Origin of the sequence: Acinetobacter sp. AM, from assembly GCF_003105055.1 — a bacterium.
In the GTDB taxonomy this organism is placed as follows: domain Bacteria; phylum Pseudomonadota; class Gammaproteobacteria; order Pseudomonadales; family Moraxellaceae; genus Acinetobacter; species Acinetobacter tibetensis.
The window spans coordinates 202,775-216,760 of sequence record NZ_QETG01000001.1; the positions used below are offsets into that span (position 1 = coordinate 202,775).

Sequence of the window (13,986 nt, forward strand, 5' to 3'; positions counted from 1 at the left end):
ACAGACTGGGTGAAGGTTAAGCTATGTGGTCAATTCTGGCACTTGGTGCAGTTGAACGCTTGATTCACCATGTGATTGATCTGGATGCCATCACGCGCATTCAGCTCAATCAACTGCAAGGCAAAATGTTGCGTGTGGTACTCGACTCCCCGCAACTCTCGGTCGATGTGTTCTTTGATCAAGATAAAGTTCGTCTTGAACCGACTGTCACAGGTCAAGCTGAACGTCCGTCCATTTTTGAACAACGCCCGTTTGATCCGCAACAAACCACGACAGCAGCAACTGCAACCTTGCAGGTTAAAAATGTGGTGGAACTGCTAAAATTATTTTTGGCTGAAGATGTGGGTACCATTCCTGTACAAGGTGACTATCATTTACTGCAAGATATCCAAAGAATCATGCAGCAGGCTGAACCTGATTTAGCGGCGCATCTTAGTCCTTGGGTTGGACCCGCCTTGGCACATGAGTTAGGCAAAATTCAACTTGCACCCAAGCATCTTAAGCGCTCTTTACAAAGCCATTTATTCTTTGCCGAAGATGCACTCAAAGAAGATTCAGGCTTGTTTGCTGCACGTTGGCAAATGGATGACTTACAACAAGATACCCGTCTTCTCAATCAAAATATTGACCGTACAGAAGCCAAAATCCAACAACTGCAACGTCAAATCGATGCACTTCCAGACTCTCTTTAAATTTAGGTAATACACTTTATGATTCCGCACGTTTCACGTTTACTCGAACTTTGGCGCATTGCTGCGCACTATAGACTCGACACGTTGTTTCCTGCGGAAGAATTACCTGAGAAGGCGCGTCATGCCTTAGCCTTTATTCGTATGCACCCTGCAGCATGGTCGAGTAAAGAACGTAAAAATCCGCTTAAATTGAAGCAAGCGCTCGAAGACATGGGGCCTTTGGCGATTAAGCTGGGGCAGTTACTCTCGACGCGTCGTGACTTGATTCCACCTGAAGTTTTGGCACAGTTGGTGTTATTACAAGATCGCGTGAAACCCTTTAGCACCGATGTCGCGAAAGCACGCATTCAGCAATCGCTCAAAGCCGATCTTACGACTTTATTCAGTCGTTTTGATGAACAGCCGCTTGCCGCTGCTTCGATTGCGCAAGTCCATACCGCTGCTCTGCATGATGGGCGCGAGGTCGTAGTAAAAGTCACCCGCCCCGATATCCGTAGCCAAATTTTGCAAGATTTTGAAATTTTAGAATGGCTCGGTGCAACTCTAGAAAAACGCCTTGAAGCCGCACGTGCACTACATTTATCTGAAATTATTCAAGATTATCGTCAAATTATCTTGAATGAACTGGATTTAACCCTAGAAGCAGATAATACGCGTCGTATGCGTCACTACTTTACTGGTTCAAGCATGATGTATGTGCCTGAAGTCTATATGGACAGTAAAGAAGTGATGGTGGCGGAACGCATTACGGGCGTGCCGATTTCTGACACGGCGACTTTTGACCGCATGGGCATGGATCGTAAAGATTTGTCAGAGAAAGGTTTAACCATCTTCTTTACCCAAGTGTTCCGCGACAACTTTTTCCATGCGGATATGCATCCAGGCAACGTGTTTGTCGAGACCATTAATCCAAGTAATCCACGCTTTATTGCACTGGACTGTGCGATTATGGGTGAATTGTCTAAACACGATCAAATGACCGTTGCGCGCATGTTACTGGCGGTCATGAACAGTGACTTTATGCAACTGATTCAGATTGTGCACCAAGCAGGCTGGATTCCACCAGGCACCGACCAAGATGCCTTGGCACGTGAAATGCGCCGAACGGTCGGACCCATGGTCTCGAAACCAATGCATGAATTGGACTTTGCCGGTATTCTGATTCAAGTCATGGATATTGCACGCCGTTTCCATTTGGAAATTCCACCACAACTGATGCTCCTGCTGAAAACATTGGTACACGTGGAAGGCTTAGGTACTGACCTGTATCCAGAATTAGATATTTGGAGTTTGGCAAAACCAATCCTCACCGATTGGATCAAAGCCCAAATGAACCCACAGAAAAATCTAAAAGAACTCGGACAGAAAATTCCTGATTTACTGTTAGGTGCACAAGATTTTCCAACCCTGTTGGTCGATAGCTTAAATGGCTTAAAAAATCAGTCAGCTTGGAATGCGAAGCAGCTAAATGAACTGCAAAGCCTGCGTCTACAGATGGAACATCAACAAAAACGTAGCTGGATTTTTGGCAGCTTGATGGCCATTCTCCTCTCCATTGCCATTATTGCGCCGTGGTATATCTCGATTGTCTTAATTGTCTGTGCCAGCATCTTGTCTGTGTGGCGCTTGTTTAAATAATTTTGTTGATAAAACATACTGTGGATAGCCCAAGAGTTATCCACAGTTTTGTATGTTTTTAAGCATACTTCTAAAGTGACTGCAAAGTCACCTAAAGTTTCTCCCCGCCATTGAGCCCGTAGGCAGAACTTTTAAACTAAGTACACATTTGTATATTTATCATTGCACCATGATTCAAATTCTTGAAAAGCGCTCTCCTGCCCTGAATATTCGTGCTGGTCATCTTGCTCGTCAACTCATCCAACAACAAGGCTTACATGCCCAACAGGTCGATATTCTACCGGGTGCGGCAGGTGGTCCCAAAGGTATAGGTTTAACAGGACTTGATCAGGCCATCTTTGGAACTTTTCTTCCACAAGCCAAACAACGCCGCTTTTTGGTCGGCTCTTCAGTCGGTGCATGGCGTTTTGCAGGAATTTTGGCGCAAGGTGAAAAGCTTGGGCCTGAGCAATTGGCAGAGCTTTACATTCATTTGCCTTTTCATCACAAAATGAAAATTGCCGATATCGAAAAAATTTCACGCGAGATGTTGGCTGGAATTTTAAATCAGCAAACGCAAAAATTGGTCGATCATCCCGATTATCACCTCACCATCATTGCGGCCAAAGCCGAACACCTCTTCCAAAGTGATCAACGATTGGCGCTGTATGGTTCATTACTTGGCATTGTGGGCAGCAATGCGATTGCACGTCAGCATTTAAGGCTTTTTATGCAACGGGTCATCTGCCAACCAAAAAATTTTCCGCAATTTAAAATCAAAGACGATAGTTTTAAAACCCACTATCTGAACTTCAACCCAGACAATGTTGCAGACTGGCTCATGGCATCGGGTTCAATTCCCGGTGTTACGCCTGCGGTCAAAAATATCAGTGATGCACCGCAAGGTGCTTATCGCGATGGAGGCTTGATCGACTATCACATAGATTTACCCTTTGAAAGCCAAGGCATTGTGCTCTATCCACATTTCAGCGACAGCATTACCCCGGGTTGGTTCGACAAGATGTTTAAATCGAGAAAATCCAACCCAAGCAATCAAGCACGCACCCTGCTGATTTCTCCTTCACAGGAATATCTGGCACGTTTACCACTGGGACGTTTACCAGATCGCAAAGATTTCACTCTCAAAGGCATGGAGCCACAACGTCGCATTCAACTCTGGAAACAGTGTGTGGCTGAAAGCCAACGTTTGGGCGATGAGTTCTTGGAGCTGGTCGAAAAGCAGCGCTTTGCTGAGGTGATGCAAGAGCTTTAATCAGTTTACGATGCAGCATGAACTCAGCTTCCAAGTTCATGTTGCTGCACATCCGTTGACTAAATTGCTGAAAGATAATTCACACAAATCCAGCCTGATCACCTACACTATAGCCTGATGTTTTTCGCATCAACTTGAATATTCTTTTCGATTAACTGATTTTTGGTGAAGTCCCTATGAACAACGTGTGCTGGCTCGATGAAGTAAAATTTAACGAACAAGGTTTAGTCCCTGCCATTGCACAGCATCATCAAACAGGACGTGTGCTGATGGTCGCTTGGATGAACCGCGAAGCTTTGGCACTCACCGCTGAAAAAAATCAGGCGGTTTATTTTTCCCGTTCACGCAACAAGTTGTGGCACAAAGGTGAAGAATCAGGGCATTTTCAAACCGTGCATGAAATTCGTCTGGATTGCGATGCCGATGTCATTATTTTGCAGATTGAACAACACGGCGGTATTGCCTGCCATACGGGTCGTGAATCGTGTTTCTATCGCAAGCTCACCCCGCAAGGTTGGGAAATTGTCGATGCACAACTGAAAGATCCAAGCCAAATTTATGCGGCTGAAAAATCTAACAATCCGCATACCCTTGCCATGAATGCATCTAATGCACAATCGGAGCAAGTCGAAGTGCTGTCTTACCTCGGTCAAATGATGACTGAACGTAAAGGTGCAGATCCAGACTCTTCTTATGTGGCAAAGCTCTATCACAAAGGTCTGAACAAAATTTTAGAAAAAATTGGTGAAGAAAGCATTGAAACCATTCTTGCCGCAAAAGAATTTCAATTGGTCGCCAATGAAGACAATAAAAATGATTTGATTTATGAAGTGGCAGATTTATGGTTCCATACCATTGTGATGCTTGGTCATTTTGACTTAGATCCACAACTCGTGTTGAATGAATTGGCACGACGCCAAGGACTCTCAGGTTTGGTCGAAAAAGCCAACCGTAGCCACTAAAGCGCTCTTTGCCTGTGTCAAATCAACATCAGAAACCGAGCGCAACCTATGAGCAGGCGACTGCCATTGATAACGCGCGTCTGGGGCAATCCTTTAAAGTGATTGCCTATGCGGGCACAGGTAAAACCACCACCTTACAAATGATCAGTGATGCTATGCCACAACGACGTGGCATGTATCTGGCATTTAACAAAGCCATCGCCAGCGAAGCGCAGCAAAAGTTTCACTCCAATGTGGATTGTCGCACCTTTCACTCACTGGCATTTCGTAGTGTTCCACGTGGAATCACCGACAAACTGCGTTTACCCCGACTCAGCCCCAGCTTTATTGCTAAAGAGTATCGGCTAGAACCGATTACCTTAAGACGTATGATGGGTGGGCGTTATGAAAAATATGTATTAATGCCGAGTCGGCTTGCCAGTTTAGTGGCCAATGCCGTCAGCTATTTTTGCTCAACCAGTTCGCAATACCCTGCACCGCGACATCTGCAAGCACCCAATTGGTTACATCCCGACGATATCGACACCTTACAAAAGCACCTTTATCCTGCTATTGAACGCCGTTGGCTAGAGTCAATTGACCAAAATCATCAGGCAGGGATTGGACACGATGTTTATCTGAAACTGTGGGCATTGTCTGAACCGAATATTCCTGCCGATTACGTGCTATTTGACGAAGCACAAGACGCCGACCCTTTAATGTTAGGCATCTTATTACGTCAGAAAAATACGCAAGTGATTTATGTCGGCGATGCACATCAACAGATTTACGCTTGGCGTGGTGCCGTCAATGCCATGCAGCAACTGCCTTTACCTGAATCTCGCCTCACCACCTCGTTTCGCTTTGGTGAAAGCATTGCGCACAATGCCAATGCCATTTTGGGCGCGCTCAATGAAAAAGTGCCTCTGTTGGGCAATCCACTGTTGAATTCCAAAGTGGTGAATAAACCGCACACCAAAATGCGGGATGCGATTTTATGTCGAACCAATGCCCGTGCCATGGAACTGTTGCTTTCAGGTTTAGTGCATGGCGATAAAGTCAGTCTGCAAGCCGACCATGTCAAACTGAATCGTTTTGTCGATGCCGCGAGCATGTTGAAACAAGGCAAACGTGTCACCGACGTGCCTGAACTGGCTTGGTTTAATTCTTGGCATGATGTACATGAATACTGTGAAACCAATGAAGGTAGCGACATTAAACCTTTGGTGAAATTGGTGGATGATCATGGCACCGATCCACTTAAACGCGCTTTAGCCAAAATTACCCCGATTGAACAAGCCGACTATATTATTTCCACGGCGCACAAAGCCAAAGGGCTAGAATGGGACCGTGTGCACATCGAAGATGACTATCAATTTAAGCTGACGGAAAAAGACCATAAAATTAGTGACGAAGAGTTAAGATTGCTGTACGTCGCCTGTACTCGTGCTAAAGTAAGTCTAAATATTCACCATATTTACGACTTGATGCAACAACTGAAAAATAGGATGCCTGTCTCATTGCGCCAAGCGGCAGGCTAGCCATTGCACGAATGCGGGGCTTATATGAAAATCGAATCGTTACAGCTCAAACATACCAATCTATTTGCCAATATAGAGCTTAAATTTCATTATCATGATCAACCGATCACCCTGATTTTAGGCGATCAAGCCACAGGCAAAACCAGTATCCTCAAGCATGCCTATCAGGCCTTAACTTGGTTTTCTGCCCGTTACAAAGACCTGCGTAGTGCAGGTGTGGTCATGTTAGATCAAGATATCCTGCACAGTCGCCTACAGTCCAAGGTTCAGATTTGTGTCGAAATTCCTACCGATATTGGCACCCTCGCAGAGTCTGAAACAGTACAACCCGCGATTTCCAACCGCTGTAGTTGGCAACTCTATAAAACCCTCAGCCAACAAGGCATTGGACTGAGCAAAGCAGATACTTTACAACTCGAACAATTGGTACAGCTTTATCATCAAGCCCTACAACAAGACCCGATGCAAGGTTTACCTCTGATTGCTTATTATCCTGCTGAACGTTTTGTCAATGAAATCAATTTACTTAGCAAGAACAATCCGATTGTATTTCAAGCTGCATACGCCTATGACGTAGCAGCCATTCCTTTTACCACCTTTAGCCGTTTCTTTGAATGGTTTCGTGAAATTAGTGATCTGGAAAATGCACAGACGGCGCAATTGTTTCAGCAACTGATGCGCGACAAGTTACATTTAGGTCAACACTTACAACCTGAAAATATCCCGAACACCTTATTTCAAGCCCATGCACAACTCCATGCGCCATGCTTAAAAGCCCTAAAAGATAGTCTGCGCATTGTTTTGCCTGAACTGAATGATATTTTTGTGCAATATCAGCCCAAACTGCAATTGATGGTGAGCTATCAAGGTAAAACCATGCAATTCCAACAGCTTTCTAGCAGTCAAAAAAACTGGATTGCGTTGATTGGCGATATTGTGCGACGCATGTGCTTACTCAATCCCTTAAGCCTCTATCCTTGCTTGGAAGGCGATGGCATCTTACTCATTGATGCGATTGATGAGCAGCTAGATCAGCAACATTGCAGCCTGATTTTGCAACAGTTACATCAAGCCTTTCCACGACTCCAAATTATTGTCACAGGGAACCGCACAGCACTTCTCGAAAATGCAGCCGCCTATCAATGCCTGCAACTTTCTGCACAAGGTATACACGATATTGTACTGCAACCCCTCCAACAACAATTCGATCAAATTTACGCCGAACTGAGTCAACTCTCACTCTCTGGCACAACGGAACTTGAGCCATTGTCAGACGAACCCTCCATCTCTGCAGCACAGCAATTGTATGCACAAATTCAACAACTCTCCCCAGAAGCACAAGCAGAGTTTCAGCAACTTTGGCAACAAGTGCATGACTCTTCTTTTCAGAATCCATCTTCCTAGTTTTCTCGCAAGAAAACAGTTGCTTTAAGTTCAATTTTGACCTCAAAACAGATAATTCGATAGGTGCGCACAAAAAGGTTTGATGTTGTTTTATTCATGTAATAAGATCGGATTTATTCAGCTTTTTTATAGTAAAATTTTGTTTTGCTATAGTTTTCAAGTTGCGCAACACAGCTTGTTTTTCGCTTTTTTTACTTTCTTTACGGCTTTCAAGATTGAATTTTTTGGATATCTCCTTGCTGTCCTGTAATCCTTGAAAGATAAGATTCACCCATAGGTTTCGACCTATCACGACAATGGATACAAGTGTGCTACCAATTATTATCTTGTTACCGTTAGTACTGGGCACAACCCTTGTCTCGTGGCTGAAAAATTTTTCGCGCGGGGTAACGGCTTTCGGGGCTATCGGAGTCAGTCTAAGTAGTTTAATTCTGTTACTGACTCAAGCAAAGCAGGTCTTTCATGGCGAAGTCATTACTCAAAGTTGGTCTTGGTTACCACAACTGGGTATTGATCTCAGTTTCCGTCTTGACGCCTTAGGTCTACTTTTCTCTTTGCTGATCACCGGTATCGGCACGCTCATTTTTATTTACGCCTATTATTACCTTAGCCCTAAAAACTCATTGAGCAAGCTCTATCTGTTGCTCATGTTGTTTATGGCGGCAATGTTGGGTATCTCTCTTTCCAATAATTTAATCTTGCTGTTAATTTTTTGGGAACTGACCAGTATTTCTTCTTTCCTCTTGGTCGGCTACTGGAGCAACTATGATGTTGCACAACGTGGCTCACGTATGGCTCTCACCATTACCGGGATGGGGGGCTTGGCGATGCTGGGGGGCTTCATTTTACTGGGGCAAATTACAGGTACTTATCAAATTGACCAGATTCTGACCATGTCGGAACATATTCAAAGTCATGCCTTATTTACCCCAACCTTATTACTGATTCTACTGGGTGCCTTTACCAAAAGTGCGCAGTTCCCCTTCCACTTCTGGCTTCCGAATGCCATGGCTGCACCAACTCCCGTGTCTGCCTATTTACATTCGGCCACCATGGTGAAAGCGGGAATTTTCTTACTGGCACGCTTACTCCCGATTTTTGCTGGTGCTGCGCTGTATCACAATATTGTGACCTTTGTTGGCTTATTCACGTTGTGTATGGCGGCATTCTTCGCCATTTTCAAAGAAGATCTGAAAGGGCTTCTGGCCTACTCGACCATCAGCCATCTGGGATTAATCGTCTGCCTATTGGGTATTGGCTCGCCTCTGGCTGTCGCTGCTGCCATTTTCCATATCATCAACCATGCCACCTTTAAAGCGGCACTGTTTATGATTGCAGGCATTGTGGATCATGAAACAGGAACACGCGACTTACGCAAATTAAGTGGCGTATGGCAATTATTACCGTTTTCAGCCACCCTCACCATGGTCACCGCAGCGGCTATGGCAGGTGTTCCGCTGACCAATGGTTTCTTGTCTAAAGAAATGTTCTTTACCGAATTATTGGCGAACTTAAGCGGTCCAGCACTGGTATTGTCAGCCATCGTTGCAACCTTGGCAGGTATTTTCGCAGTTGCTTATTCGACTCGCTTAATCCACGGCGTATTTTTTGACGGCCCGCTGGGTGAGCAAGTTCCCAATAAAGATGGACATGAACCCCCAATCGGCATGCGTGCACCCGCAATTCTCTTGGCAATTCTCTGTATTGTGGTGGGCATTTTCCCTGCGCTCACGGTTGAGCAAATTGTTAATAGTACGGCGCGTGCCAGTACGCAGTTACACGACTTTTCTGGAACACATTTAGCCATCTGGCATGGTTTTAATTTACCGTTAGTCATGAGTTTGATTGCACTGGTTGGCGGTTTAAGCTTTTACTTTGTCCTTGCAAAAGACCGAAAAATTCGCAGTATTGATTTAGATCTTTTCTTGGGACCTTTTCAAGGCAAACTCTTATTTGAGTCTTTCCTCAAACACTTGCTCCTTAAATCACGTAAGATTAAACGCAAAACAGAAACAGGCTCCTTGCAAACTTATCTGCTCTGGATCGTAGCGTTTAGTATTGTCTTAGCGGCTGTTCCTCTGATGGGTCAAGGGCTAACCACAGGTACACGTGAACTGACTCATGCCCCTATGCTGGCGATTGTGTTGTGGCTGTTATTATTCTCTGCCTGCTGGATGATGCTCTGGTTCCACCATGAACGCATTAAAGCCGTGCTGATTAGTGGTGCCATCGGTTTAGTTGTCACCATGGTGTTTGTCACTTTGTCAGCACCAGATTTGGCTTTAACCCAAATTACTGTAGATGTTGTGACCACTGTGTTGTTGTTAATGAGTTTATCGCTCTTACCACAACTTACACCGTATGAATCCAGTCAAGCACGTCGTTGGCGCGATGCAATTCTTTCGATTATCGGTGGACTTGGCATTGGTTGGATCACTTGGCTGATTCTGACGCGTGACCATAATTCGATTTCTTGGTTCTTCTTACAACAGTCAATTCCACTGGGTGGTGGTTCAAACGTTGTTAACGTGATTCTGGTCGATTTCCGTGGTTTCGATACCTTCGGTGAAATTACGGTATTGGGTATTGCCGGCATTGGTGCGTTATGTCTAATGGATGGTATGCGTGCACATGGCACCAGTACGACCCAAGGTTTAACCTATCGCTTTAACCCCTCCCCTTTAATGCTTCGTATTGCGTCCTCTTGGATTTTACCGCTGGCATTGGTCATCAGTCTGTATATTTTCCTACGCGGACATAATGAACCTGGCGGTGGTTTTATTGCAGGCTTAATTACCTCATTGGCATTGATCATTCAATATATTGCCTTAGGTCAAGACCAAGCCGAACAATTGCTTCGCGCCAAATCTGGACGCTTATATGAAATCTGGATTGGTGCAGGCTTAAGCATTGCAGGATTAACCGCAATTGCAGCATGGTTCTGGGGACGTCCATTCCTGACCAGCGCACACATCTATGTTTCCCCGCCAATTTTAGGTGAAATGCACTTGGCTTCTGCGGCTGCATTTGATGTTGGGGTCTATGTCACAGTGGTCGGTGCAACCATGCTGATGATTTCTGTTCTGGGTGACTCACGCCACTCGAGCATGTCTGGTCCATTACCAAAGGGGAAATAATATGATTAGTCTAGAATTTCTTATTGCCTCTGCGATTGGACTATTAGTTTCAACGGGTATCTATCTGATTCTGCGCGCGCGTACTTTTCCGGTGGTACTTGGCTTAGCCATGATTGGCTATGCGGTAAACGTGTTCTTGTTTGCCATGGGTCGAGTACAAATCAACTCGCCTGCGGTATTAACCGAAGCCTCCAAGTCCACCGACCCATTGCCACAAGCGCTGGTTCTAACAGCCATTGTGATTGGTTTTGCCACCACAGCCTTTATTGTACAACTGGCTTTACGCAGCCGTTATGAATCAGGGACCGACCACGTTGACTCAAAAGAAGAAATTAGTCTTGTTGACCCACGCGAGGATGAGCCTTAATGCATAACTTCATCCAATTTTGGGCCGAGCATACACCAATTTTCAGCATCATCATTCCTGCATTTACTGGCTTTATTCTGGTTTTACTGGGCAATCCAGGTTCAGGTTCACTTGCCTACGACTGGCGTCAGCCTTGGCGTCGTGGCATCAGTCTCATTTCTGCCTTACTGGGACTCGCCACTGCAATTTGCTATTTAATGGTGGCCAGTCATGGACAAATCAGCAGTTATAATCTGAGTGAATGGACGGCACCTTTCGGGATCGTTTTGGTTTTAGACCAACTCTCTGCCTTAATGCTGGTGTTAACCTATGCACTTGCAGTACCCGTTTTGTGGTTTGCGAGCCGTGAATGGGATACCCGTGGTCGCTATTTTCATGCCATGTTCCATTTTTTATTGATGGGACTATGTGGTGCGTTCCTCACAGGCGACTTATTTAACCTGTTTGTATTCTTCGAAATTCTACTGATGGCTTCTTATGTCCTGCTCTTGCATGGACAAGGCAAAGCACGCTTTCAGCTCGGCATTCATTACGTCACCATCAACCTGTTGGCATCTGCACTGTTCCTGATTGGTCTGGGCATGATTTATGGTAGCGTCGGTAGTTTGAATATGGCAGATGTTGCACGTTTGCTGCCGAGCTTACAACCAGATGAACATAAACTGGCTGTAACAGGTGGGCTATTGTTATTCGTGGTCTTTGGTATTAAAGCCGCAATGCTCCCTGTCGGCTTCTGGTTACCTAAAACCTATGCCGTAGCCACCACGCCAGTTGCTGCCATTTTCACCATCATGACCAAAGTCGGCATTTATGCAATTTTACGCGTCAACGGCACGGTATTTGATGATGCTTTAAGTCAATCAATTCTACAAAACTGGTTACTGCCTATTGGTTTAATCACCTCACTCTATGGTGTGATTGGTGCCATTGGTGCTGAGCGCCTACGTCGTTTTGTCGGTTTTATGGTGTTGTCTTCCATTGGGACTTTACTCATCGCTATCGCCATGTTTAATACCCAAGCATGGTCAGCAACGCTGTATTATTTGGTGCATAGTACCTTAATAGCAGCCGCCTTTTATTTACTTTGTGGTTGGATTACTTCGCAACGCGGTGTCTACAAGGATCATTTGAAAATTGCACCACAGATGAAACAACATCATGTGCTCTCAATTTGCTACTTCCTGATAGCCTTAATGATGGCGGGATTACCGCCTTTCAGTGGCTTTCTTGGGAAAGTCTTTATTCTTCAAGCCACTGCAAATGAACCTTATCAAGGCATTGTGATCGCAGTTATTCTGATTGTGAGTTTGCTCAGTATTCTCGCGTTTACCCGTGTGGGTTTTATTCTGTTCTGGCGTGCCAGTAAACCCGAAGAAATCGCACATATTGAAGCGGATTATACCGCTTATCAAGCCACACCCGAAAAAGCACCACCACGTAACGATACTGCAATCTATATCTTATTGGCAGGCCTGATTGGCTATATGGTCGCGGCGGGTCCGATACAGCAATACACCCTCAATACTGCATTACAAATTCAAAACAATGCCTTGTATGAAGCGGCTATATTGAAAAAGGATGAGCTTAATCAAGTCATTAGTGTGCAGCCATTTGATCCTGAAAACTTACCCGAAACCAAATATGGGGGGGAAGAACTCGATCCTAATGCACATCTTATTCCGTATACGATCAGTGAAGCTACTTTGTCTGGTGAGCACATTTCACCGTACAAGTTACGTCAGATTCAAGAACAACAGACCCATGAAAGGTTGATTCCTGATGATGCTCAACTTAAACCTGAGGAGCCGTAATGATGCAAAAAAAATCTTTTCTTCATCGCTGGCTCCCTCATCCGTTTGTTTCGGTTTTGGTTGCGATCACTTGGATGATGCTGGCACATAGTTTAGATGCAGCAACATTAGTCATGGCAAGTTTACTTGCCTTGATTATTCCACGCTTAGTACAGCCATTTATTCAGCAGACACCGAATATTCATTGGAAGGCAGCGATTAAGCTATTTTTTGTTGTGCTTTGGGATATTGTGATCTCCAATATTCGGATTGCTAAGTTGGTTTTAGGTCCAATGGATCAATTACATCCCAAATGGTATCGCGTACCTTTAGACACCCAACATGATGAGGTCAATAGCTTACTGGCCATGATCATTACCACCACACCAGGCACAGTGTCAGCTGGCATCGATCAAGATCGTGGTGATATTTTGGTTCATGCATTAAGTTCGGATAATACCGAAATTGATATTCAAGACATCAAAACCCGTTATGAAAAACCATTAATGGAAATCTTCCACGTCAACTCAGGAGATGCCGCATGACCATTCTGCCCTATGCTTTAGGCATCTGTATGGTGGCGATCACACTTTCGATGATGATGTGCTTGGGTCGCCTGATTATTGGACCATCTATTGTGGATCGACTGTTGGCTTTAGATACCTTGTTCTTGAATGCAACCTGTCTCATTGTCGTACTTGGCATCTATTGGAGTACCACCTCATTATTTGAAGGTGCACTGCTGGTCGCTATGCTTGGATTTGTATCTACTGTGGCCTTGGCACGCTACTTTACCTCTGGTCATGTCATCGATTAAGGAGCACATCACATGCAATTACTCATGGAAATACTGGTTTCTATTTTCTTGCTGATTGGTGCATTCTTCATGTTGGTCGGGGGAATAGGCATGATTCGCCTACCCGATTTATTTATGCGTTTGCATGCGCCTACCAAATCGAGCACTTTAGGTTTAGGTAGTTTCCTAATTGCCGCCATGATTTTCTCTGCTTTTCAGGGAAAGATTGGTTTCGCAGAAATTTTATTAACACTTTTAGCCTTCATTACCGCACCTGTATCGGCCAACCTGATGGCGCAAGCGGCCCTTCATCTGCGCTTACGCTCAATGAGTGGTGATGTACCCGAAGCATTGAATCGACCATTACCTTGGCAACGTCAACGTCGTCGTGAATAAATCATAAGCATAAAAAAGCCACCCGAAGGTGG

The 13,986-nt window shown here is 44.8% G+C and carries 12 protein-coding genes; all 12 read left to right on the plus strand.

Features of this window, described 5'->3' with window-relative positions:
- The first annotated feature begins 23 nt into the window (after positions 1 to 23).
- The 12 genes from DCO44_RS00945 (at position 24) to DCO44_RS01005 (ending at position 13,954) form a co-directional block, all read left to right on the plus strand.
- Entirely contained in the window at positions 24 to 692 is a 669-nt protein-coding gene (locus DCO44_RS00945; RefSeq protein WP_116758756.1) for a ubiquinone biosynthesis accessory factor UbiJ, read from the plus strand.
- 18 nt (positions 693 to 710) lie between these two features.
- Positions 711 to 2,330 (plus strand): ABC1 kinase family protein, encoded by a 1,620-nt coding sequence (locus DCO44_RS00950; protein ID WP_116758757.1) that lies wholly within the window; start codon positions 711 to 713, stop codon positions 2,328 to 2,330.
- A gap of 169 nt (positions 2,331 to 2,499) precedes the next feature.
- On the plus strand, positions 2,500 to 3,582 hold the full coding sequence (locus DCO44_RS00955) for a patatin-like phospholipase family protein (RefSeq protein ID WP_116758758.1): 1,083 nt from the start codon (positions 2,500 to 2,502) through the stop codon (positions 3,580 to 3,582).
- 176 nt (positions 3,583 to 3,758) lie between these two features.
- Positions 3,759 to 4,544, plus strand: coding sequence for a bifunctional phosphoribosyl-AMP cyclohydrolase/phosphoribosyl-ATP diphosphatase HisIE (gene hisIE / locus DCO44_RS00960; protein WP_116758759.1), 786 nt, complete (start codon positions 3,759 to 3,761; stop codon positions 4,542 to 4,544).
- 14 nt (positions 4,545 to 4,558) lie between these two features.
- A complete protein-coding gene (locus DCO44_RS00965; protein WP_165815666.1) occupies positions 4,559 to 6,064 on the plus strand; it encodes a UvrD-helicase domain-containing protein in 1,506 nt (501 codons plus the stop codon).
- Positions 6,065 to 6,088: 24 nt separating this feature from the next.
- Positions 6,089 to 7,468: an AAA family ATPase gene (locus DCO44_RS00970; protein ID WP_116758761.1), complete on the plus strand. Its 1,380-nt coding sequence runs from the start codon at positions 6,089 to 6,091 to the stop codon at positions 7,466 to 7,468.
- Positions 7,469 to 7,764: 296 nt separating this feature from the next.
- Entirely contained in the window at positions 7,765 to 10,605 is a 2,841-nt protein-coding gene (locus DCO44_RS00980) for a monovalent cation/H+ antiporter subunit A (RefSeq protein ID WP_116758763.1), read from the plus strand.
- A gap of 1 nt (position 10,606) precedes the next feature.
- Complete coding sequence (locus DCO44_RS00985; RefSeq protein ID WP_016168388.1) at positions 10,607 to 10,972, plus strand: Na+/H+ antiporter subunit C; 366 nt, start codon at positions 10,607 to 10,609, stop codon at positions 10,970 to 10,972.
- Complete coding sequence (locus tag DCO44_RS00990; protein WP_116758764.1) at positions 10,972 to 12,783, plus strand: monovalent cation/H+ antiporter subunit D; 1,812 nt, start codon at positions 10,972 to 10,974, stop codon at positions 12,781 to 12,783. Before DCO44_RS00985 ends, DCO44_RS00990 begins: the two co-directional genes overlap by 1 nt.
- 2 nt (positions 12,784 to 12,785) lie before the next feature.
- Complete coding sequence (locus tag DCO44_RS00995; protein WP_116758827.1) at positions 12,786 to 13,307, plus strand: Na+/H+ antiporter subunit E; 522 nt, start codon at positions 12,786 to 12,788, stop codon at positions 13,305 to 13,307.
- Positions 13,304 to 13,579, plus strand: a complete 276-nt coding sequence (locus DCO44_RS01000) for a monovalent cation/H+ antiporter subunit F (RefSeq protein WP_116758765.1) — start codon at positions 13,304 to 13,306, stop codon at positions 13,577 to 13,579. The genes DCO44_RS00995 and DCO44_RS01000 overlap by 4 nt, the downstream gene beginning before the upstream one ends.
- 12 nt (positions 13,580 to 13,591) lie before the next feature.
- Positions 13,592 to 13,954, plus strand: a complete 363-nt coding sequence (locus DCO44_RS01005) for a Na+/H+ antiporter subunit G (protein WP_116758766.1) — start codon at positions 13,592 to 13,594, stop codon at positions 13,952 to 13,954.
- Positions 13,955 to 13,986: the final 32 nt, after the last annotated feature.